This window comes from Streptomyces sp. NPDC111606, assembly GCF_055656945.1.
Map to the genome: position 1 here is coordinate 766831 of NZ_JBVKBY010000003.1, position 19070 is coordinate 785900.

Consider the following 19070-nt stretch of genomic DNA (forward strand, 5'->3'; position numbering starts at 1 on the left):
GCCAGATGCACGGCACGACAGCGCGGAAGCAGAACAGGTCGCGGAGGGGCAAAGCGGTGGCCGCAGTCGTCGGCGGCTGTCTCGTGCTCGCCGCGTGCGGCAGCACCAAGGACACCGGCGCCGCGAGCGCCGAAGGCGGCGGCAGCGGCAAGGTCGGGGTGATCCTGCCCCTGCTGACCTCGCCGTTCTGGCAGTCGTACAACGACTATGTGCCGAAGATGGCCGACTCCGAAGGCGTCGAGGCACTCAAGACGGTCAACTCCAACAGTGACCCCTCCCAGCAGATCACCGACATCAACAACCAGCTCAACCAGGGGGTGAAGGGCCTCGTCGTCGCCCCGCTGGACAGCGCGGCCATCGAAGCGGGCCTCGACCAGGCGGAGCGCAAGGGCGTGCCGGTGGTCGCCGTCGACGTGGCGCCCGACAAGGGCAAGGTCGCGATGGTGGTGCGCGCCGACAACGTGGCGTACGGCGAGAAGGCCTGCCAGTACCTCGGCGAGCAGATCCCCTCCGGCAAGGTCGTACAGATCATGGGCGACCTCGCCTCGGTCAACGGCCGCGACCGCTCCGAGGCCTTCCGGGCCTGCGTGAAGAAGAACTTCCCCAAGCTGCAGGTCCTGGAGATACCGGCCAAGTGGGAGTCCGACACCGCGGCCTCCAAGCTGGACACCCTCCTGAACGCCAACCCCGACATCAAGGGCATCTACATGCAGGCCGGCGGCGTCTACCTGGCGCCGACCCTCCAGACCCTGAAGTCCAAGGGGATGCTGAAGAAGGCCGGGCAGTCGGGCCACATCGCGATCGTCTCCAACGACGGCATCCCGCAGGAGTTCGACGCCATCCGCAAGGGCGAGATCGACGCGACCGTCTCGCAGCCCGCCGACCTGTACGCCAAGTACGGCATGTACTACATCAAGGCGGCGATGGCGGGGAAGACGTTCGAGCCGGGCCCCACGGACCACGACTCGACCATCGTGAAGCTCCCCAGCGGCATCCTGGAGGACCAGCTGCCCGCCCCGCTGGTCACCAAGGACAACGTCGACGACCCCAAGCTCTGGGGCAACACGGTCAAATGAGTACGGCCGTGATCACACCCCTCGTCGAGGCGCGCGACATCGTCAAGCGCTACGGGCCCACCACCGCCCTCGCCGACGGCCGGCTCACCGTCCTGCCCGGCGAGTCCCATGCCCTCGTCGGCCGCAACGGCGCCGGCAAGTCGACCCTGGTCCACATCCTCACCGGCCTTCAGGCCGCCGACGAGGGCGAGGTCCGCTTCGACGGCGAACCCGCGCCCGCGTTGGCCGACCGGGACGCCTGGCGCCGCAAGGTGGCCTGCGTCTACCAGAAGCCCACCGTCGTCCCCGAGCTGACGGTCGCCGAGAACCTCTTCATCAACCGCCAGCCCCGGCGGCGCGGCTTCATCAGCTGGCGCAGGCTGCGTGCCGAGGCCGCCGAACTCCTCGGCACCTGGGACGTGCACGTCGACCCCGAGGCCCGAACCTCCGACCTCAAGGTCGAGGACCGGCAAATGGTCGAGATCGCCCGGGCGTTGAGCTTCGGCGCCCGCTTCATCATCCTCGACGAGCCCACCGCCCAGCTCGACAACCGCGAGATCGAGCGGCTGTTCACGCGGATGCGGGCGCTCCAGGACTCCGGCGTCACCTTCCTGTTCATCTCGCACCACCTCCAGGAGGTGTACGAGGTCTGCCAGACCGTCACGGTCCTGCGCGACGCCCGTTGGATCACCACGGCGCCGGTCGCCCAACTCCCGCGCCGGGCGCTGGTGGAGGCCATGGCGGGGGAGTCGCTGGAGACCATCGCCGAACAGGCCGTGGACCCGAGGGACGTCGACCACGACGCCCCCGTGCTGCTCGAAGCCCGCGGGCTCACCTCACCGGCGTACCGGGACATCGACCTCACCGTCCGCCGCGGCGAGGTCGTCGGACTCGCCGGGATCAGCGGCAGCGGCAAGATCCAGCTCGCCGAGTCCTTCGCGGGACTGCACACCCCGACCGGCGGGACGGCCCAACTGGACGGTGAGCGACTTCCGTTCGGCGATGTGCAGGCCGCCCTCAAGGCGGGCGTCGCCTGTGTGCCGCGCGACCGGCACGACCAGGGCCTGGTCGCCGGCATGACCATCGGCGACAACGCCACGATGAGCGTCCTCGACCGGCTCGGCCGCTTCGGCTTCGTCGGCACGGAACGCAAGCGCGGCTTCGCGAGCGCCCTCATCGACCGTCTCGACATCCACACCGAGGGCCCCGACCAGCCCGTCTCCGACCTGTCCGGCGGCAACGCGCAGAAGGTCGTCATGGCCCGCGCCCTCGCCTCCGACCCCCGTCTGCTCGTGCTGATCAACCCCACCGCGGGCGTCGACGTGAAGTCCAAGGAGTCCCTGCTCGCCCGCATGGACAGCGCCCGCGAGGACGGCACATCCGTACTCGTCGTCTCCGACGAACTCGACGACCTGCGGCGCTGCGACCGCGTCCTCGTCCTGTTCCACGGCCGTGTCGTCGCCGAGCACCCGGCCGGCTGGCGCGACCACGAGCTGATCGCCTCCATCGAAGGAGTGGACAACAATGGCTGACACCAAGGCCCCACCGGCCCTGCCCGTCAAGGTGCCGGACGCCCGTGCCGCCAGGACGGTCCTGCTCCGCCGTGCCCGCGAACTCGCCCTGGTCCCGGCCCTGTTGCTCCTGCTGGTGCTCGGCGCGGTCGTCAATGACTCGTTTCTCACCGAACGCAACCTGATCTCGATCCTCGGCGCCTCCGCCGCGCTCGCGATGGTCGTGCTGGCCGAGTCGCTGGTTCTCATCACCGGCAAGTTCGACCTGTCCCTCGAATCGGTCGTCGGTATCGCGCCCGCCGTCGGGGCGCTGCTCGTGCTGCCCGCCGCACAGTCCGGCTGGGGCACCGAACTCCCCGCCGCCCTGGCCCTGTCGGCGGTCCTCGTGGTCGGCGCGGCTGTCGGGGCCTTCAACGGCATCCTGGTCGTGAAGTTCAAGCTCAACGCGTTCATCGTGACGCTCGCGATGCTGATCGTCCTGCGCGGTCTGCTGGTCGGCGCGACCAAGGGTAAGACGCTGTTCGGCATGCCCGACAGCTTCTACTCCCTCGCCACCACGACCTTCCTCGGCATCCCCATGTCGGTGTGGCTCGCCGCGGCCGCCTTCGCGATCACCGGGTTCGTGCTGAAGTACCACCGCATCGGACGCGCCCTGTACGCCATCGGCGGGAACGCGGACGCCGCCCGCGCGGCCGGTATCCGGGTCGAGCGCGTGATGCTCGGCGTGTTCGTCGTGGCGGGCACGCTCGCGGCCGTCGGCGGGATCATCCAGACCGGGTACGTCGGGGCGATCAGCGCCAACCAGGGCAACAACATGATCTTCACGGTGTTCGCGGCCGCGGTGATCGGCGGCATCAGCCTGGACGGCGGCCGGGGCACCATGTTCGGCGCCCTGACGGGCGTACTCCTCCTGGGCGTCGTCCAGAACCTGCTCACCCTCGCCCAGGTCCCGTCGTTCTGGATCCAGGCCATCTACGGCGGAATCATCCTGGTCGCCCTCATGATCGCCCGCGTGACGACGGGCCGTGCGCAGGACTGATCCGGCGCCGTCCCCTCCATCGACCGAAAGGCCCTCTGTGTCCCCGACCCCCGGTCCCCCCGTCCGCGTGACCGCGCTCGACACCTACGACATCCGCTTCCCCACCTCGCGCGAGCTCGACGGCTCCGACGCGATGAACCCGGACCCGGACTACTCGGCCGCCTATGTCGTGCTGCGCACCGACGGGACGGACGGGCACGAGGGGCACGGGTTCACCTTCACCATCGGGCGGGGCAACGAGGTCCAGGTCGCCGCGATCGAGGCGCTGCGCGGACACGTCGTGGGCCGGCCCGTCGACGAACTGTGCGCCGACCCGGGGACCCTCAACCGCGACCTGATCGGCGACAGCCAGCTGCGCTGGCTCGGCCCCGAGAAGGGCGTGATGCACATGGCGATCGGCGCCGTCATGAACGCCGTGTGGGACCTGGCCGCCAAGCGGGCCGACAAGCCCCTGTGGCGCCTGCTCGCCGACGCCGACCCGGAGTGGATCGTCCGCCAGATCGACTTCCGGTACCTCTCCGACGCGCTCACCCCCGAGGAGGCGCTGGCCATTCTGAGGCGCGGCCGGGACGGAGTGGAGGAGCGCACGGCCCGGCTGCTGGAGCGCGGCTACCCCGCCTACACCACCTCCGCCGGCTGGCTCGGCTACGACGACGACAAGCTCGGCCGGCTCGCCGCCGAGGCCGTCGCCGACGGCTTCCGGCAGATCAAGCTGAAGGTCGGCGCCGACCTGGAGGACGACGTACGGCGCTGCCGCGTCGCCCGCTCGGTCGTCGGGCCGGACATCCGCATGGCGATCGACGCCAACCAGCGCTGGGACGTGGCCGAGGCGATCCGCTGGACCAAGGCCCTCGCGGAGTTCGACCCGTACTGGATCGAGGAGCCCACCAGCCCCGACGACGTCCTCGGTCACGCGGCCGTCCGCGAGGCCGTCGCCCCGGTGAAGGTGGCCACCGGCGAGCACGTGCAGAACAGGGTCGTCTTCAAGCAGCTCCTCCAGGCCGGCGCCCTCGACGTCGTCCAGATCGACGCCGCCCGCGTGGGCGGAGTCAACGAGAACCTCGCCATCCTGCTGCTCGCCGCCAAGTTCGGCGTGCCCGTGTGCCCGCACGCGGGCGGCGTCGGGCTGTGCGAACTCGTCCAGCACCTGTCGATGTACGACTACGTGGCCGTCACCGGAACCACCGAGAACCGTGTCATCGAGTACGTCGACCATCTGCACGACCACTTCCTCGACCCGGTGGTCATCAGGGAAGGTCACTACACGGCACCCACCGCGCCCGGCTTCTCGGCCGCCATGCGGCCCGAGTCGATCGAGCGGTACTCGTTCCCGGACGGCGCCTTCTGGGCCGCCGACCTCCGGACGCAGAAGAAGGGGCACGCGGCATGAGCGACTTCGACGGTCTCAAGGCGCTGGTGACGGGAGGCGCCTCCGGCATCGGCCGGGCCACGGCCGAACTCCTCGCCGGGCGCGGCGCCCAGGTCGCCGTACTGGACCTGGACCCGTCCTCCGTCGAGAAGCCACTGCTCGCCTTCCGCGCCGACGTCACCGACGACGCGTCCGTGCGCGAGGCCGTGGCGGCCGCCGTGGCCGACCTCGGCGGACTGGACGTGCTGGTCAACAACGCCGGCATCGGCGCCCAGGGCACCGTCGAGGACAACGACGACGCCGAGTGGCACCGGGTCTACGACGTCAACGTCGTCGGCATGGTCCGGGTGGCCCGCGCCGCCCTGCCCCGGCTGCGGGAGTCCTCGCACGCGGCGATCGTCAACACCTGCTCCATCGCGGCCACGGCCGGGCTCCCGCAGCGGGCGCTTTACAGCGCGACCAAGGGCGCCGTGCATTCGCTCACCCTCGCCATGGCCGCCGACCACGTCCGTGAGGGCATCCGCGTCAACTGCGTCAACCCCGGCACGGTGGACACGCCCTGGGTCGGCCGCCTGCTCGACGCGGCCTCCGACCCCGCCGCCGAACGCACTGCGCTGGAGGCCCGCCAGCCCACCGGCCGCCTCGTCTCGGCGGCCGAGGTAGCGGGCGCCGTCGCCTACCTGGCAAGCCCGCTCTCAGGCGCCACCACCGGCACCGCCCTCGCGGTCGACGGCGGCATGCAGGGCCTGCGGCTGCGGCCGGTGGGCCGGTGAGCATTCCCCGGGGACTCGGCTTCGGCGCAGCCGTCATCGCCAACCTCTACACCGAGGTCACCGACGAGCAGGCCCACGAGGCGGTGTCCGCCGCCTGGCAGCGCGGCATCCGCTACTACGACACCGCACCCCACTACGGCCTCGGCCTGTCCGAACGCCGCCTCGGCACGGCCCTGCGCGAGCACCCGCGCGAGGAGTACACGGTCTCCACCAAGGTGGGCCGCCGTCTGGAACCCCATGCCGACGCCGGCGACGACCTGGCGAACGGCTTCGCCGTCCCCGCCACGCACCGCCGCGTCTGGGACTTCACCGCGGACGGCGTACGCCGCACCCTGGACGCCAGCCTGGAACGGCTCGGCCTCGACCACGTCGACATCGTCTACCTCCACGACCCCGACGACCACGGCGAGCAGGCCTTCCGGGAGGGCTACCCGGCCCTGGAGAAGCTCCGCTCGGAGGGCGTGGTCGGCGCGATCGGCGCGGGCATGAACCAGGCGGAGATGCTCACCCGGTTCGTCCGCGACACGGACGTCGACGTGGTGCTGTGCGCCGGCCGCTACACCCTCCTCGACCAGAGCGCGCTCACGGAACTGCTGCCCGCAGCCGTGCAGCGAGGCGTCTCCGTGGTGGTCGGCGGTGCCTTCAACTCGGGGCTGCTCGCGGACCCCGGGCCGGGGGCGACGTACAACTACGTCGAGGCACCGGCAGAGCTGCTGGACAGGGCCGTACGCATGAAAGAGGTCGCGCGGCGCCACGGCATCACCCTGCGCGCCGCCGCGCTGGCCTTCTGCACGGCCCATCCGGCGGTGGCGAGCGTCCTGGTGGGCGCCCGCTCGGCCGATGAAGTCCACGACTGCGTCGATCAGTTCGCCACACCGGTCCCCGCAGCCTTCTGGCAGGAACTACGGGACACCGGACTCCTGGCCACCGAGGAGCCCTCATGAGAGTCGCCCTGCACACCAAGGTCCGCGCGGACCGGGTCGCCGAGTACGAGGCCGCCCACCGTGAGGTGCCGGTCGAACTCACGGACGCGATCCGTGCCGCCGGCGCCTCCTCCTGGACGATCTGGCGCAGCGGCACCGACCTCTTCCACGTCCTGGAGTGCGAGGACTACGGCCGCCTCCTCGCCGAGCTGGAGAAACTGCCGGTCAACGTGGCCTGGCAGGCCCGTATGGCCCAGCTGCTCGACGTGGTCCACGACTACTCCGGCGCGGGCGCCGACGCCGGCCTGCCCGCGGTGTGGGAGCTGCCGTGACGGTCGTGGACGCCCACCACCATGTGTGGGACCTCTCGATGCGGGACCAGGACTGGATCACAGGACCCGAACTCCAGCCGCTCAGAAGGAACTTCGGCGTCGGTGACCTCGCCCCCGAGGCGCGGGCGGCCGGAGTCGGCCGTACCGTCCTCGTCCAGACGATCACCGTCCCGGAGGAGACCCCGGAGTTCCTGGCGCTCGCCGCCGAGCACGAGCTGATCGCGGGAGTCGTCGGCTGGACCGACCTCACCCGCCCCGACATCGCCGACGAGCTGTCCCGGCTGCGCGAGCTGCCCGGCGGCAGGTACCTCAAGGGCATCCGCCACCAGGTGCAGGGTGAACCGGACCCGGAATGGCTGCTGCGCGCGGACGTACGACGTGGACTGTCGGCCGTGGCGGAGGCGGGCCTGGTCTACGACCTCGTGGTGCTGCCCCACCAGCTCCCCGCCTGCGCCAGGGCGGCCGCCGACCTCCCCGAACTCACCTTCGTCCTGGACCACTCGGGCAAACCGCCGATCGCCTCAAGCACCCGCGAACCCTGGACCCGCGACGTCCGCGCCGTCGCCGCACTCCCCAACACCGTCTGCAAACTCTCCGGCCTGGTCACCGAGGCCGACCTCACCAACTGGACGGTGACCGACCTGCGCCCCTACGCCGATGCGGTACTGGAGGCCTTCGGCCCCGGGCGCCTGATGTTCGGCTCGGACTGGCCGGTGTGCACACTGGCGGCGACGTACGGCGAAGTGCTGGCCGCCGCGACGGAGTTGACCGCCGCGCTCTCCGCCGCCGAACGCGCACAGTTCTTCGAGGGCACCGCCGCGCGCGTCTACGGTCTTTGACGGCGCCCCTGCGCGAGAGAGTCCGCTCGTTCTCAGCTCCGCTCCGGCCCGTCGACGTTGAAGGTCGACTCACCTCCGGCGCCGGCTCGCACGACGATGATGTCGGCGGGCTCGGCCGAAGGGTTGCTCTCCCGGTGGACGGCGCCCTTGGGGACGTGGATGAAGTCGCCGGGGCCGGCCTCCACCGTGTTCGCGCCGTCCGGGCCGAACTCCATTCGCAGCGCGCCGGTGAGGACGTAGATCACCGATTCCCAGTCCCCGTGGTGATGCCAGCCGGAGACCATGCCGGCCTCGGTGCGGACGAATCCCGACCAGGTCCCCTCGGTGGCGAACGCCTCCTGCCGGTCCATCCCCGCGGTACGGGGCCCCGGCCTTCGGTCATCGGGCGTGACGACCCTGACCGGATCCTGCTGACTGGCCATGACGATCCCTTCCTGGCGAGCCTTCCTGAACCTCACGACTTCTGAGCCATCCCCGCCAGCCGCGTGGGCGGCAGATACTCCCGCACATAGGTCCTTTCCCAGCACGCGCCCGTCTCCCGGAGCTCCCGCCAGGTCGTGTAGCGGTAGCGGAACAGGCGGGCGCGGATGTGGCGGGGCGGGGCGTCGGGCGGGAACGGGGAGCGGCGCAGGAGTCCGAGGGTGTCACGGTCGTTCTCCAGGAGCCGTTCCACCAGGGCTCCGAACCACGGGCCCGCGTACGCGGGGGACAGGGCGGCGAACCACATCAGCCAGTCCAGCCGCAGGTGGTACGGCGCGAACTGGCGCGGCCAGCGGCGGGGGTCGCCCGGCTTGCCCTTGAACTCGTACTCCCGCCAGTCCGAGTCCTCGCGCGGCACGTCGTCGGCCGTCCCCTCGACGACCACCTCGTAGCGGATCCGGCTGACGCTGCCGAACGCGCCGTAGGTGTTCACCAGATGGAGCGGGTCGAAGGAGCGGTTCATGACCTGGCGGCGGGAGATCATGTTCGCGACCGGGTGGTAGCTGAGGAACAGCAACAGGGCGGCGACGGCCAGGACCACCACCTCGTACCACAGCGGCGCGTCCGGCACGGACGGCGGATCGCTCGGGAAGCGCACCGCCGACAGGGCCAGCACGATGGTGATCCAGTTCAGCCAGGAGAAGTTGCCCGACAGGACCAGCCACAGCTGGGTGACGATCATCAGCGCGGCGGCGGCCGTGGAGATCGGCTGCGGGGTGAACAGCAGGACGGGCACGGCGAGTTGGGTGACGTGGTTGGCCGCCACCTCGACCCGGTGCACGGGCTTGGGCAGATGGTGGAAGAACCAGCTCAGCGGGCCCGGCATCGGCTGCGTCTCGTGGTGGTGGTCCAGGCAGGTCAGCTTGCGCCAGCAGGCGTCGCCGCGCATCTTGATCAGGCCCGCGCCGAACTCCACGCGGAACAGGATCCAGCGCAGCAGGAACAGCACCACGATCGGCGGCGCCACCTCGTCGTTGCCCAGGAAGACGGCGAGGAAGCCGACCTCCAGCAGCAGGGACTCCCAGCCGAAGGAGTACCAGGTCTGGCCCACGTTCACGATCGACAGGTACATGGCCCACGGGACCAGCCACAGCAGCATGGCGCCCCACAGGGGTACCACGGAGTCGAGTCCGGCCAGCAGCGCCACCGACACCGCGCAACCGGCCCAGGCGCAGGCCGCGAAGAACCGGTCCGAGTAGTGGAGTTGGAACAGGCTCGGGGCCGCCTTGAAGGGCACTCGCTCGACGAATCGGGGCACGGGCAGCATGCCGCGCTCACCCATCAGCGCCCGGAACTGCAGCGCCGCCGTCAGGAACGCGAAGAGATACACACCGGCCAGAGCCCGCTGGAAGACCAGCCGGCTCGTCCAGTAGTCCGGTGCGATGAACCAGTCCACGGCCGCCCCTTTCTCTCCATTGTCGCGCCGGGAGACCTGCGTGACTCTCCGTATACCACCTCTCCGCTTGCGTAACCCGAGTGGCTGAAGCAGACAATAGGGACGAAATGCCTCGATGATCGGCGGGAGGACGTGGTGCGTACACCCACCCGAACCCTCGTCATGGCCTGCGTGCTCTCGGCGGCGCTCGTCGCCGCCGGCTGCGGTGTCGGCGGCGACGAGGACACGGACGCGGACGGGAAGCTCTTCCTCCAGCCGGTCGCCGACCAGGGGCCGGACCCCTTCACCGACTCCACGGCCACGTCGACCGTGACGCCGTCGCCGGTCACCCGGACGCCGAGGCCCGCGCACTCGGGACGGGCCGGGCTCCAGCCCCTGTCCGGCGAGACACCCGGCCTCTACGGCGGCACCCGGGGCACCGGTAGCTGTGACGTCCGGCGGCAGATCGGCCAGCTCACCTCGGACCGGGCCAGGGCCCGCGTCTTCGCCCAGGCGGCGGGCATCCCCCAAGCGTCGATCGCCGCCTATCTGCGAGGGCTGACCTCGGTCGTCCTGCGCGCCGACACCCGGGTCACCAACCACGGCTTCCGCGACGGCATGGGAACCGGCTACCAGTCCGTCCTGCAGGCGGGCACCGCCGTCCTCGTCGACAACCACGGTGTGCCCCGCGTCCGCTGTGCCTGCGGCAACCCGCTCGCCCCGCCCGTCGACCCGCGCGGCAACCCGGGCACCAGCGGCAGGGCCTGGTCGGGGTACCGGCCGAGCCAGGTGGTCGTGGTGGCCCCGACGGTCCGGATGATCACCAACATCACGATCATCAACGTCGTCGACAACACCTGGATCGAACGGCCGATCGGTCACGGGGGTCACGACCGCGACCATGCCGTACGGCTGCCCGAGCCGGTGACCCCGACTCCGCACGACAGCGGCCCGCGCGGTGACATCGGCGGGCTCCCCGAGGACGGGAGCGAACCGCCGTCCGGTGGGCGCACCTCCCCGCACGAGTCGCCGACCGGCTGCGTGACCCCGGCGGCCACCGCCACCGCCACGCCCGGGACCGCTGACGGCAGGCCCGCCAGGGCCCCGTCGGACACGCGGGACGTGCCCGACACCCTCCCCGCCGACTGCCCGACGGCCACCGCCACGGCGTCGCCCTCGGAGACCGACCCCGGCCACCCGCCCGCGTCGTCCGAGCCGCCCAAGTCGTCCACGTCGCCCGATGGGCCCAGCGCCTCCGAATCCCGTACGCAACCGGACACCTCCCCGGGCTCCCCGGAGGAGGTCGGCCCCCAGGCCGTCCCGGACGCCCCCGACACACCCGACGGCGGCGGGCTGATCCCCGACGCCCCCGACGCGCCCGCCACCCCCGGCGCCTCCGACCGGACCAACGGCAGCATCTTCGGCAGCCCGACCGACGTCTTCGACGGCTGACCGGGGCCGGAGCGTGGTCATGGAATCGGGCCGGGACAGTTCCGTCGCCCCGGTCGAAGAATCCGGCAAATCCTGGCAAGGTGGCCCCATGGTTGATCGGGGAGCGAGCGCCCTGTCACTCCCGGACGACTGGCCCGCCCACCCGGATCCGATCCTGGCGCTCAACCGCATGGGCAGCTTCGACTGGGACCTGGACTCCGGTGTGTTCCACATGGATGCCCAAGCCCACGAGGTCTTCGACCTGCACCCCGACGAATACGACGGCAACCCCGAGACCCTGGCGATCCGGGTGCCGCGGCACGAGGCCTTCCGGCTGGACGGCATGGTCTCCAAGGCCCTGAAGGACGGCAGCGAGAACTACGGGGCGTACTTCCGCATCCGCTGCCGCGACGGCACCCTGCGCTGGACCCACACCCAGGGCTACATCCGCCGCGACGAGACGGGCCGCCCGCGCCGCATCATCGGCATCGTCCGGGACGCCACCGACGAACTCGCCGAGAGCGAGGAGCGGAGCGAGCAGGCGGCCGAGCACGAGGCCCGTCGTCAGCAGACCAGCGTCGTCCAGCTCACCACGGCCGCCCTCGCCCACGCCCGCACCGTCCAGGACGTCATCGACGTCCTCAAGGACACCCACGGCATCACCCACCTGGGCGCCACCAGCCTGGTCATGGGCCTGGTCGAGGCCGGCCGTATCCGGCTGATCGCCGAGGGGCCCGCGGGCAGCTTCGTGCCCGGCACCCTGGTCACCCGGATCGACGAGCAGTACCCGATGAGCGAGGTCGTACGGACCCTCAGCCCGCGCTTCATCGAGTCGCCGGAAGAGTTCGCGGAGCGCTATCCGGTCCTCTGGCCGCACATCACGGACCTGCACATCACGGCTGCCGCCTACATGCCGCTGATCGCCCAGGCCCGCCCGATCGGGGCCATCGGCCTGCTCTACAGCGACCGCGGCGGCTTCTCCGCCGAGGACCGCAACGTGCTCGTCGCCCTCGGCAGCAGCATCGCGCAGAGCCTGCAGCGGGCGATGTTCTACGAGCAGGAGAAGGACCTCGCCACCGGACTCCAGCAGGCGATGCTGCCGCGCACCATCCCCAGCGTGCCCGGCGCCGACGTCGCCGTCCGCTACCGGTCCGCCTCGCTCGGCCGGGACATCGGCGGCGACTGGTACGACCTGATCCCGCTGCCGGGCGGCCGGGTCGGCGCCGTCATCGGCGACGTCCAGGGCCACGACACCCACGCCGCCGCCGTCATGGGCCAGTTGCGCATCGTCCTGCGCGCCTACGCCGCCGAGGGGCACACCCCGGCCACGGTGATGGCCCGCGCCTCCGTGTTCCTGCACGAGCTGGACACCGACCGCTTCGCGACCTGCCTGTACGCGGAGGCCGACCTGTCCACCGGCGTCGTGCAGGTGGTCCGGGCCGGCCATATCGACCCCCTGCTCCGGGAGCCCGGCGGTGCCTGCCGTCGCGTCGCCGTGGAGGGCGGGCTGCCGCTCGGCCTGTCGGCGGAGTTCGGGCGGCTCGAATACCCGGTCGGCACCATCGAACTGGACTCCGACCACACCCTCCTGCTGTGCACCGACGGCCTGGTCGAACAGCCCGGCGCCGACCTCGACGACGGCATGCAGACCCTGACCGCGCTCATCGCCGGCGGCCCGAACGACGTACGGGATCTCGCCGACCTCCTCATCGACGTCGCCGAGGAACGCGGCGGTGACGACGACGTGGCCCTGCTCCTGCTGCGCCGCCGCGTCCTGGACGCCCCGCAGGCCGGCGGCCGCCTCCAGCAGCACGTCGCCCCCGGTGACCCCGAGGCACTCACCGGCGCCCGGCACATGATCCGCGCCGCCGTGCGCGCCTGGGGCGCCGGGGACCGGGCCGACGAGATCGAGCTGGTCGCCGACGAGCTGATCACCAACGCCCTGATGCACACCGAGGGGGCGGCCGTCGTGACCCTGCGGGTCCTCGCCGGCTCCGACCGCCGGCTGCGGGTCGAGGTCGAGGACTCCTCCAGCGCCCTCCCGCGCCGCCGGGAGGCGGGGGAGTCGGGTGTCTCCGGCCGGGGCCTGCTCCTTGTCGACCTGCTCACGGACGTGTGGGGCGTGGAGGCGCGCGGCGGCGGCAAAGCGGTGTGGTGCGAGTTCGTGGCGCCGGAGCGGAGCTGAGGCTGTCGGTGCCGGGTGGCACTCTGGACGTATGCCGGAACTCCCCGAGGTCGAAGCGCTCAAGGACTTCCTGACCGAGAACCTGGTCGGCCACGAGGTCGTGCGGGTGCTGCCCGTCGCGATCAGCGTCCTGAAGACGTACAACCCGCCGGTCACCGCCATCGAGGGGCACGAGGTCACCGCGGTGCACCGCTACGGCAAGTTCCTCGACCTCGTCACGGCCGACGGGCCCCACCTGGTCACCCACCTCGCCCGCGCGGGCTGGCTCCACTGGAAGGACGAGCTGCCGAGCGGGATGCCCCGCCCCGGCAAGGGTCCGCTGGCGCTGCGCGTGGCCCTGGAGACCGGCGCGGGCTTCGACCTCACGGAGGCCGGGACCCAAAAGCGCCTCGCGGTGTACGTGGTGCGCGGTCCGCAGGAGGTCCCGGGCATCGCCCGCCTCGGCCCGGACCCGCTCGCCGACGACTTCGACGAGACGCGCCTCGCGGCCCTGCTCAAGGACGAGCGCCGCCAACTCAAGGGCGCCCTGCGCGACCAGAGCCTGATCGCCGGCGTCGGCAACGCCTACAGCGACGAGATCCTGCACGCGGCGAAGATGTCCCCGTTCAAGCTGGCGGCGTCCCTGACACCCGAGGAGACGGCCACGCTGTACGAGGCTCTGCGGACGACCCTGACCGAGGCGGTCGAGCGTTCGCGCGGGGTGGCGGCCGGCCGGCTGAAGGCCGAGAAGAAGAGCGGCCTGCGTGTCCACGGACGCACCGGCGAAGCCTGCCCGGTGTGCGGCGACACCATCCGCGAGGTCTCCTTCAGCGACTCCTCGCTCCAGTACTGCCCGACCTGCCAGACGGGCGGGAAACCGCTGGCTGACCGCAGACTGTCGCGCCTGCTGAAGTAGCCGGAACCGGAGACCGGATCAGCCGGAACCGGACAGCGGATCAACGGCTCAGCGGGGCTTGAGCGTCACCAGGTGCTCCCCGTCCGCCGTTCTCACCTCGTAGCGGGCGATCTCGTCCATGTGCATCGCCGAGGCACCCGTCATGGTGTTCTCGCCGGCGTCGTGGTCGCCGCCGTGCCAGCTGGTGACCGTCTCCTGCGAGCCGTCCCGGCCGACGGCGATCAGATGACAGGGGCGCGCCCCCGCGCCGTCCTTCACCTTCAGCTCCACCTGGCTGCCGTAGCCCTCGTTCTCGGTGGTGACCTGCGCCCACACACCCGAGCGGGCGTCGGTCGCCTCGACCACCTGGGCGGCACCGCTGTCGCCGCTCGCCATCATCGCGACCCCGGGTCCGGCCAGGGCGATCACCACCGAGGCCGCCACGGCGTACATCGTGCGCCGGCGCCGGGCACGGTGGCGGGATGCCACCGTTTCGAGCAGCCGGTTCAGCATCTGCGGGCCCGGCTTGGCCATCGGGTGCACAAACCGGGGCGTCGACCGCCGGTACAGCATCAACTGGCGGGTGATGGGCCCGAACTCGGTCACGTGTGCCGCACAGCGGGGGCACTCCATGAGGTGGTCCTCGAAGCGGAAAGCCTCCGCCTCGTTCAGCACGCCGAGCGCGTACGCGGCGACGTCGCGATGCCTCTCCAGGGACCTCATGCCGAATCCTCGTGCCGTTGGGTGCGGGGTGGGTTACTCCTTGCACCCACTGGTACGCACCAGGCAGTCGAATCACTCAAGGCCGCTACCGAATCGCAACCAAAGGATTCGTAGCGGCCGGGGCCGAGGATTGGTCCGAGAAGAGAACAACTTAAAAAAGATGGATGGCGAGGTGCCCGAGCGGCAGCCCGAGCTGCCACGCCGGCGTCCACACCTTCGGCCCGTCGTCCTCACCGACCAGCGCTCCGCCGCCCGGCACCGCGTTCAGATCGGGCGCGAGCAGCTCTGTCTCCTGCAGCCAGCGCCAGGCCGCCTCGGCCAGCTCCAGGTCGGGCGCGGGCCCGCCGGACTCGACCGCCTCGGCGGCCAGGCCCGCCATGCGCTCGCGCACCCAGTCCTGCCACGGCTGGTCGTAAGCCGTGAGCGACAGCCAGGTCTCCAGCTGGGTGACGACCCGGATGCCGGAGAGCTCGCCGTCGGTGTCGGACAGGAAGATGGTGAGCGCCAGGGCATCGCGCCCGGCACGGAACTCGAAGGACGTCGGCGGCATGAGATCGCCGGTCCGCAGCAGCTCGTCGGCGATGTACTCGGCGTACAACCACGCCATGGGGACGGTCAGTTCACCGCCGCCGGTGCCGTCGGTGCTCTCTTGACCTCTGTGCAGCATCCCTTCCTGCCTTCCTCCGGTGAGTGCGTCGCCCTACCCCGGGGCACGGGGCCCCTGCCCAATCCGGAACACGGATGAGGACAGCCGATTACTCAACCGGGGTGTTCAGCAAGGCGCTTTACGGAGGTTTGACTCAGCCATTGGTTTCACCGCAGGTCGGCCGCGTATCCAGGAAGCACCCGGCGCAGGGCGCGCAGCGCATAGTACGCGCGGGACTTCACCGTACCGGGCGGAATTCCCAGGGTCTGAGCGGCTTCCGCAACACTCGCCCCTTGGAAGTACACCAGCACCAGAACTTCACGGTGCTCCGGAGTGAGTGTCTTCACAGCTTCGCGCACATCGAGCATCTCCGCGGCCCGCTCGGCGTGATCGGAGATGACCCGCGCGTTCTCCAGGATCGCGTCGCCGACCTCGGCCGGCCGGGCTTGCCGGGCCCGCCGCGCGTCGATCGCCAGCCGTCGCCCGACCGTCATCAGCCACGGCCGCACGGAGTCGAAGTCGTCGGCGCGCAGGGCCTCGGGATGCTGCCAGGCGCGCACCAGTGTCTCCTGGACGAGGTCCTCGGCACGCTGCCGGTCGCCGTCGCAGAGCCGGAGCAGGAGCGCGAAGAGGGGCCGGCCGTGCTCGCGCTGCAGCGCTGCGAGCTCGTGCTCGGCGGTCGTCCCGTTCGTGAGGGTGATTCCGGCCGTCATGGCCGTATGGCATCGCAGGCGCCTGTCGGGGGACAGGGCACGCACACGGATCTGCGGCGGACGGTCGATCGCGTCGGCGAACGGTTCGATGAACGGTTCCTTCCGCCTATGGGGCGCGCGCCGGACGGCCTAACGAAAGTGGCCGGATTGTTTGCGGGCGGGTAGGGCTTCGTACCTATTGATGCGTATATACGACCACTAGGGGTGAGCCGATGATCGCACGCAGTCGAGTTGTGGCCCTCGCTGCGACCGCCGTTCTCGCCGCAGGCGCCGCCTGCCAGGCCCACAGCCAGCAGGCCCCGGGACATCCGGGCCCCGCCGCCAAGGAGCCCCGTGGCTTCACGCTCGTGGCCTCCGGCGACGTCCTCCCGCACAGCGCGATCATCGAACGCGCCCGCTTCGACTCGGGCGGCTCCGGGTACGACTTCCGCCCGATGCTCGCCGGCGTCGCACCCGTGGTCTCCCGTGCCGATCTGGCGCTGTGTCACATGGAGACCGTCTACGGCGAGAAAGGCGAGTACACCGGCTACCCCCGGTTCAAGTCCCCGCCGGAGGTGGCCCGGGGCCTCGCCGCCACCGGCTACGACGGCTGCTCCACCGCCTCCGAACACAGCCTCGACGACGGCGCCGCGGGCATCCTGCGCACCCTGAACGCCCTCGACCGGGCGAAGGTGCGGCACGCGGGAACGGCGCGCACCGAGGCCGAGGCGCGCACCGTGACCGTGCTGCGCGCGGGGCGGGCCAAGGTCGCTCACCTCGCCTACACCTACGGGGTCAACGGGTTCCCGCTTCCCTCGGGGCAGCCCTGGGCGGTCAACATGACCGACCAGACCAAGATCCTCACGGACGCCCGGGCCGCCCGGAAGGCGGGCGCCGACGTGGTCGTCGTATCGCTGCACTGGGGCACCGAATGGCGGGACGCACCCGACGGCGAGCAGGTGACCCTGTCCCGCGAGCTCACGGCCGCCCGCACCGGCGGCCGCCCCGACATCGACCTGATCCTCGGCACCCACGCCCATGTGCCGCAGGCCTACGAGAAGGTCAACGGCACCTGGGTGGTCTACGGCATGGGCAACCAGATCGCCGGCGCGATGTACAACGACCGGGGCATGCAGGACCCGCGCGGCAACCAGTCCACCCTCGGCCGCTTCACCTTCAAACCGCCGGCCCGCAAGGGCGGTCGGTGGGAGGTGTCGAAGGCCGAGTTCGTCCCCCAGCTGTTCGACATCGACGCCGGCCGGGTGATCGACCTCAACCGGGCGCTCGCCAAGGGCGCCGACGTGCGCGGGGTGCGGGACCGGATCCGGGACGTCGTGCTGAGCCGGGGGGCCGGGAAGGACGGGCTGGTGATGGCGGAGTAGGTGGGCGGGGTCAGTCGACGTCGACGTGGTCGAAGGTCCGCACCATCTCCGTCAGCACCCGCACGCACGCCTGCACGTCGGCGTCGGTCAGACTGCCGCCCACCTGCCGGTTGAGGGTGTGCTCCCGGGCGAGGACCGCGGTGATGACGGCGCTGCCCCGCTCGGTCAGCCGGATCAGCGACGACCGCTGGTGTGCGGGGTTCGGGATGAGCTCCACCCAGCCGCGGGCCGCCGCGTCGTTGACCATGCGCTGCACGAACTGCCGGCTCAGCGCCTGGTCCCGGCCCATCTGCGGGACCGTCATCGGCCCGTGCTGGCGGAGCAGATTGAGGACCGCGCGTACCCCGGCAGACACCCCCTCCACCGGTTCGCCCTGTTCGACCTTGCGTGCGGCGAACCGGTAGAGGGGGCCCACCAGGTCGAAGACCTCGGTGAGCCGGCGGCCGAGTTCGTCGGGCGGGAGGGGTGCGTCGGCTTGAGTCACGTGTCCATCATGACACCTCGGTTGTCAAAGCCTCGAAAAGATGACACCTTGGTTGTCATGACAGTTACTTCGGAACTGAGCACCTTCGCGTCCGCCGACGGCGACCTCGCCTACCTCGACACCGGCTCCGGGGACCTGGCCGTCCTCATCCACTCCGGGTATGTGGATCACCGGGTGTGGCACCGCCAGATCCCGGCCCTCGCCACCGAGTACCGGGTGATCGCCCTGGACATACGCGGCCACGGAGCCTCCGCCAACGCGTCCATGCCCTTCCGCTGGGCCGATGACGTGGCCGCCCTGCTGCGCCACCTCGACGCCGGGCCCGCGATCCTCGTCGGCGTCTCGATGGGCGGGCTGGCCGCCACCAACACGGTGCTGGAGTACCCGGAACTCATCCGTGCCGTGGTCACCTGTGGCGCCGCGACCGGAGAGTTCCAGTACACGGACGACTGGACCCGCGCGCTCCAGGCCGAGATGGCGGGCAAGCTGGCCGCCGGAGACGTCGAAGGCTGGCTCGACGCCTTCGTGAAGGTCGTACCCGGTGAGCACCGGAGCCTGGCCGACGTCGACCAGGACATCCTGCGCCTGATGCGGGAGATGGCCGGCAACACGCTCTCGAAGCACACGCCCGGCGAGAAGGACTGGTTCGTGCCCGTGACCGACACCTTCGCCCGCGCACCGGAGATCGCCGTCCCGCTGCTCACCCTCAACGGCGGACTGGAACCCGCCGACATGCTCGCCGCGGCCGAGCGGCTCGCCGCCACCGCCCGTGCCGGCCGCGCGGAAGTGATCGAAGGCGTCGGCCACTACCCGAACCTGGAGAAGCCGGAGATCTTCAACCGGATCCTGTCCGAGTTCCTGCACACCCTCTGACGCGCCGTCACCCGGCGGCGCAGCATCTCGGATCGTTCGTCACCTTCGAGTCCGGCGCGAGCCGCAGTCACACGGCCGCACGCC

At 71.1% G+C, this 19070-nt stretch carries 19 protein-coding genes; 13 read left to right on the forward strand and 6 right to left on the reverse strand.

The genetic code is table 11. The features are described 5' to 3' along the window. Window positions 1-5 precede the first annotated feature (5 nt). From ACZ7M7_RS15125 to ACZ7M7_RS15160, 8 genes are read left to right on the forward strand one after another with little or no spacing between them, the layout of a single operon-like run. Window positions 6-1076, forward strand: a complete 1071-nt coding sequence (locus tag ACZ7M7_RS15125) for a sugar ABC transporter substrate-binding protein (protein ID WP_472116683.1) — start codon at window positions 6-8, stop codon at window positions 1074-1076. After that, on the forward strand, window positions 1073-2587 hold the full coding sequence (locus ACZ7M7_RS15130) for a sugar ABC transporter ATP-binding protein (protein WP_383599883.1): 1515 nt from the start codon (window positions 1073-1075) through the stop codon (window positions 2585-2587). The genes ACZ7M7_RS15125 and ACZ7M7_RS15130 overlap by 4 nt, the downstream gene beginning before the upstream one ends. Beyond that, window positions 2580-3605, forward strand: a complete 1026-nt coding sequence (locus ACZ7M7_RS15135) for an ABC transporter permease (protein WP_451168842.1) — start codon at window positions 2580-2582, stop codon at window positions 3603-3605. The genes ACZ7M7_RS15130 and ACZ7M7_RS15135 overlap by 8 nt, the downstream gene beginning before the upstream one ends. A 37-nt stretch (window positions 3606-3642) precedes the next feature. Further along, window positions 3643-4995, forward strand: a complete 1353-nt coding sequence (locus ACZ7M7_RS15140) for an L-fuconate dehydratase (protein WP_383599877.1) — start codon at window positions 3643-3645, stop codon at window positions 4993-4995. Further along, window positions 4992-5747, forward strand: a complete 756-nt coding sequence (locus ACZ7M7_RS15145) for an SDR family NAD(P)-dependent oxidoreductase (protein ID WP_472116496.1) — start codon at window positions 4992-4994, stop codon at window positions 5745-5747. Before ACZ7M7_RS15140 ends, ACZ7M7_RS15145 begins: the two co-directional genes overlap by 4 nt. Further along, window positions 5744-6691 carry an aldo/keto reductase gene (locus tag ACZ7M7_RS15150; protein ID WP_472116499.1) on the forward strand — a complete coding sequence of 316 codons (948 nt, stop codon included), beginning with the start codon at window positions 5744-5746 and terminating at the stop codon, window positions 6689-6691. The genes ACZ7M7_RS15145 and ACZ7M7_RS15150 overlap by 4 nt, the downstream gene beginning before the upstream one ends. Further along, window positions 6688-7002, forward strand: coding sequence for an L-rhamnose mutarotase (locus tag ACZ7M7_RS15155; RefSeq protein WP_472116502.1), 315 nt, complete (start codon window positions 6688-6690; stop codon window positions 7000-7002). The genes ACZ7M7_RS15150 and ACZ7M7_RS15155 overlap by 4 nt, the downstream gene beginning before the upstream one ends. Then, window positions 6999-7841 (forward strand): amidohydrolase family protein, encoded by an 843-nt coding sequence (locus tag ACZ7M7_RS15160; protein ID WP_472116505.1) that lies wholly within the window; start codon window positions 6999-7001, stop codon window positions 7839-7841. Before ACZ7M7_RS15155 ends, ACZ7M7_RS15160 begins: the two co-directional genes overlap by 4 nt. A 32-nt stretch (window positions 7842-7873) precedes the next feature. Here the strand turns inward: ACZ7M7_RS15160 and ACZ7M7_RS15165 are convergent, their stop codons facing one another. Next, window positions 7874-8263, reverse strand: coding sequence for a cupin domain-containing protein (locus ACZ7M7_RS15165; protein WP_383599862.1), 390 nt, complete (start codon window positions 8261-8263; stop codon window positions 7874-7876). A gap of 32 nt (window positions 8264-8295) precedes the next feature. After that, window positions 8296-9717, reverse strand: a complete 1422-nt coding sequence (locus ACZ7M7_RS15170) for a lipase maturation factor family protein (RefSeq protein WP_472116508.1) — start codon at window positions 9715-9717, stop codon at window positions 8296-8298. Between the two features lie 135 nt (window positions 9718-9852). Here ACZ7M7_RS15170 and ACZ7M7_RS15175 point away from each other — a divergent pair, with 135 nt between their 5' ends. The 3 genes from ACZ7M7_RS15175 to ACZ7M7_RS15185 all read left to right on the forward strand — a co-directional run bounded on the left by ACZ7M7_RS15175 (window position 9853) and on the right by ACZ7M7_RS15185 (window position 14207). Continuing rightward, a complete protein-coding gene (locus ACZ7M7_RS15175; RefSeq protein ID WP_472116511.1) occupies window positions 9853-11148 on the forward strand; it encodes a DUF6777 domain-containing protein in 1296 nt (431 codons plus the stop codon). 88 nt (window positions 11149-11236) lie between these two features. After that, the gene (locus ACZ7M7_RS15180) at window positions 11237-13312 is read left to right on the forward strand and encodes a SpoIIE family protein phosphatase (protein WP_472116514.1); all 2076 of its coding nucleotides are present in this window, start codon (window positions 11237-11239) and stop codon (window positions 13310-13312) included. Between the two features lie 31 nt (window positions 13313-13343). Continuing rightward, entirely contained in the window at window positions 13344-14207 is an 864-nt protein-coding gene (locus tag ACZ7M7_RS15185; RefSeq protein WP_472116516.1) for an Fpg/Nei family DNA glycosylase, read from the forward strand. A gap of 48 nt (window positions 14208-14255) precedes the next feature. On the opposite strand, the gene ACZ7M7_RS15190 is transcribed toward ACZ7M7_RS15185, so the two are convergent. The 3 genes from ACZ7M7_RS15190 to ACZ7M7_RS15200 all read right to left on the reverse strand — a co-directional run bounded on the left by ACZ7M7_RS15190 (window position 14256) and on the right by ACZ7M7_RS15200 (window position 16268). Further along, on the reverse strand, window positions 14256-14909 hold the full coding sequence (locus tag ACZ7M7_RS15190; protein ID WP_383599848.1) for a zf-HC2 domain-containing protein: 654 nt from the start codon (window positions 14907-14909) through the stop codon (window positions 14256-14258). Between the two features lie 151 nt (window positions 14910-15060). Next, on the reverse strand, window positions 15061-15576 hold the full coding sequence (locus ACZ7M7_RS15195; RefSeq protein ID WP_383599845.1) for a hypothetical protein: 516 nt from the start codon (window positions 15574-15576) through the stop codon (window positions 15061-15063). A 146-nt stretch (window positions 15577-15722) separates the two neighbouring features. Next, window positions 15723-16268: a sigma-70 family RNA polymerase sigma factor gene (locus tag ACZ7M7_RS15200; RefSeq protein ID WP_383599842.1), complete on the reverse strand. Its 546-nt coding sequence runs from the start codon at window positions 16266-16268 to the stop codon at window positions 15723-15725. Between the two features lie 212 nt (window positions 16269-16480). Here ACZ7M7_RS15200 and ACZ7M7_RS15205 point away from each other — a divergent pair, with 212 nt between their 5' ends. Beyond that, complete coding sequence (locus ACZ7M7_RS15205) at window positions 16481-17629, forward strand: CapA family protein (RefSeq protein WP_472116520.1); 1149 nt, start codon at window positions 16481-16483, stop codon at window positions 17627-17629. Window positions 17630-17639: 10 nt separating this feature from the next. On the opposite strand, the gene ACZ7M7_RS15210 is transcribed toward ACZ7M7_RS15205, so the two are convergent. Next, entirely contained in the window at window positions 17640-18113 is a 474-nt protein-coding gene (locus ACZ7M7_RS15210) for a MarR family winged helix-turn-helix transcriptional regulator (RefSeq protein WP_472116523.1), read from the reverse strand. A gap of 57 nt (window positions 18114-18170) precedes the next feature. Here ACZ7M7_RS15210 and ACZ7M7_RS15215 point away from each other — a divergent pair, with 57 nt between their 5' ends. Then, entirely contained in the window at window positions 18171-18986 is an 816-nt protein-coding gene (locus ACZ7M7_RS15215) for an alpha/beta fold hydrolase (RefSeq protein WP_472116526.1), read from the forward strand. Window positions 18987-19070 lie beyond the last annotated feature (84 nt).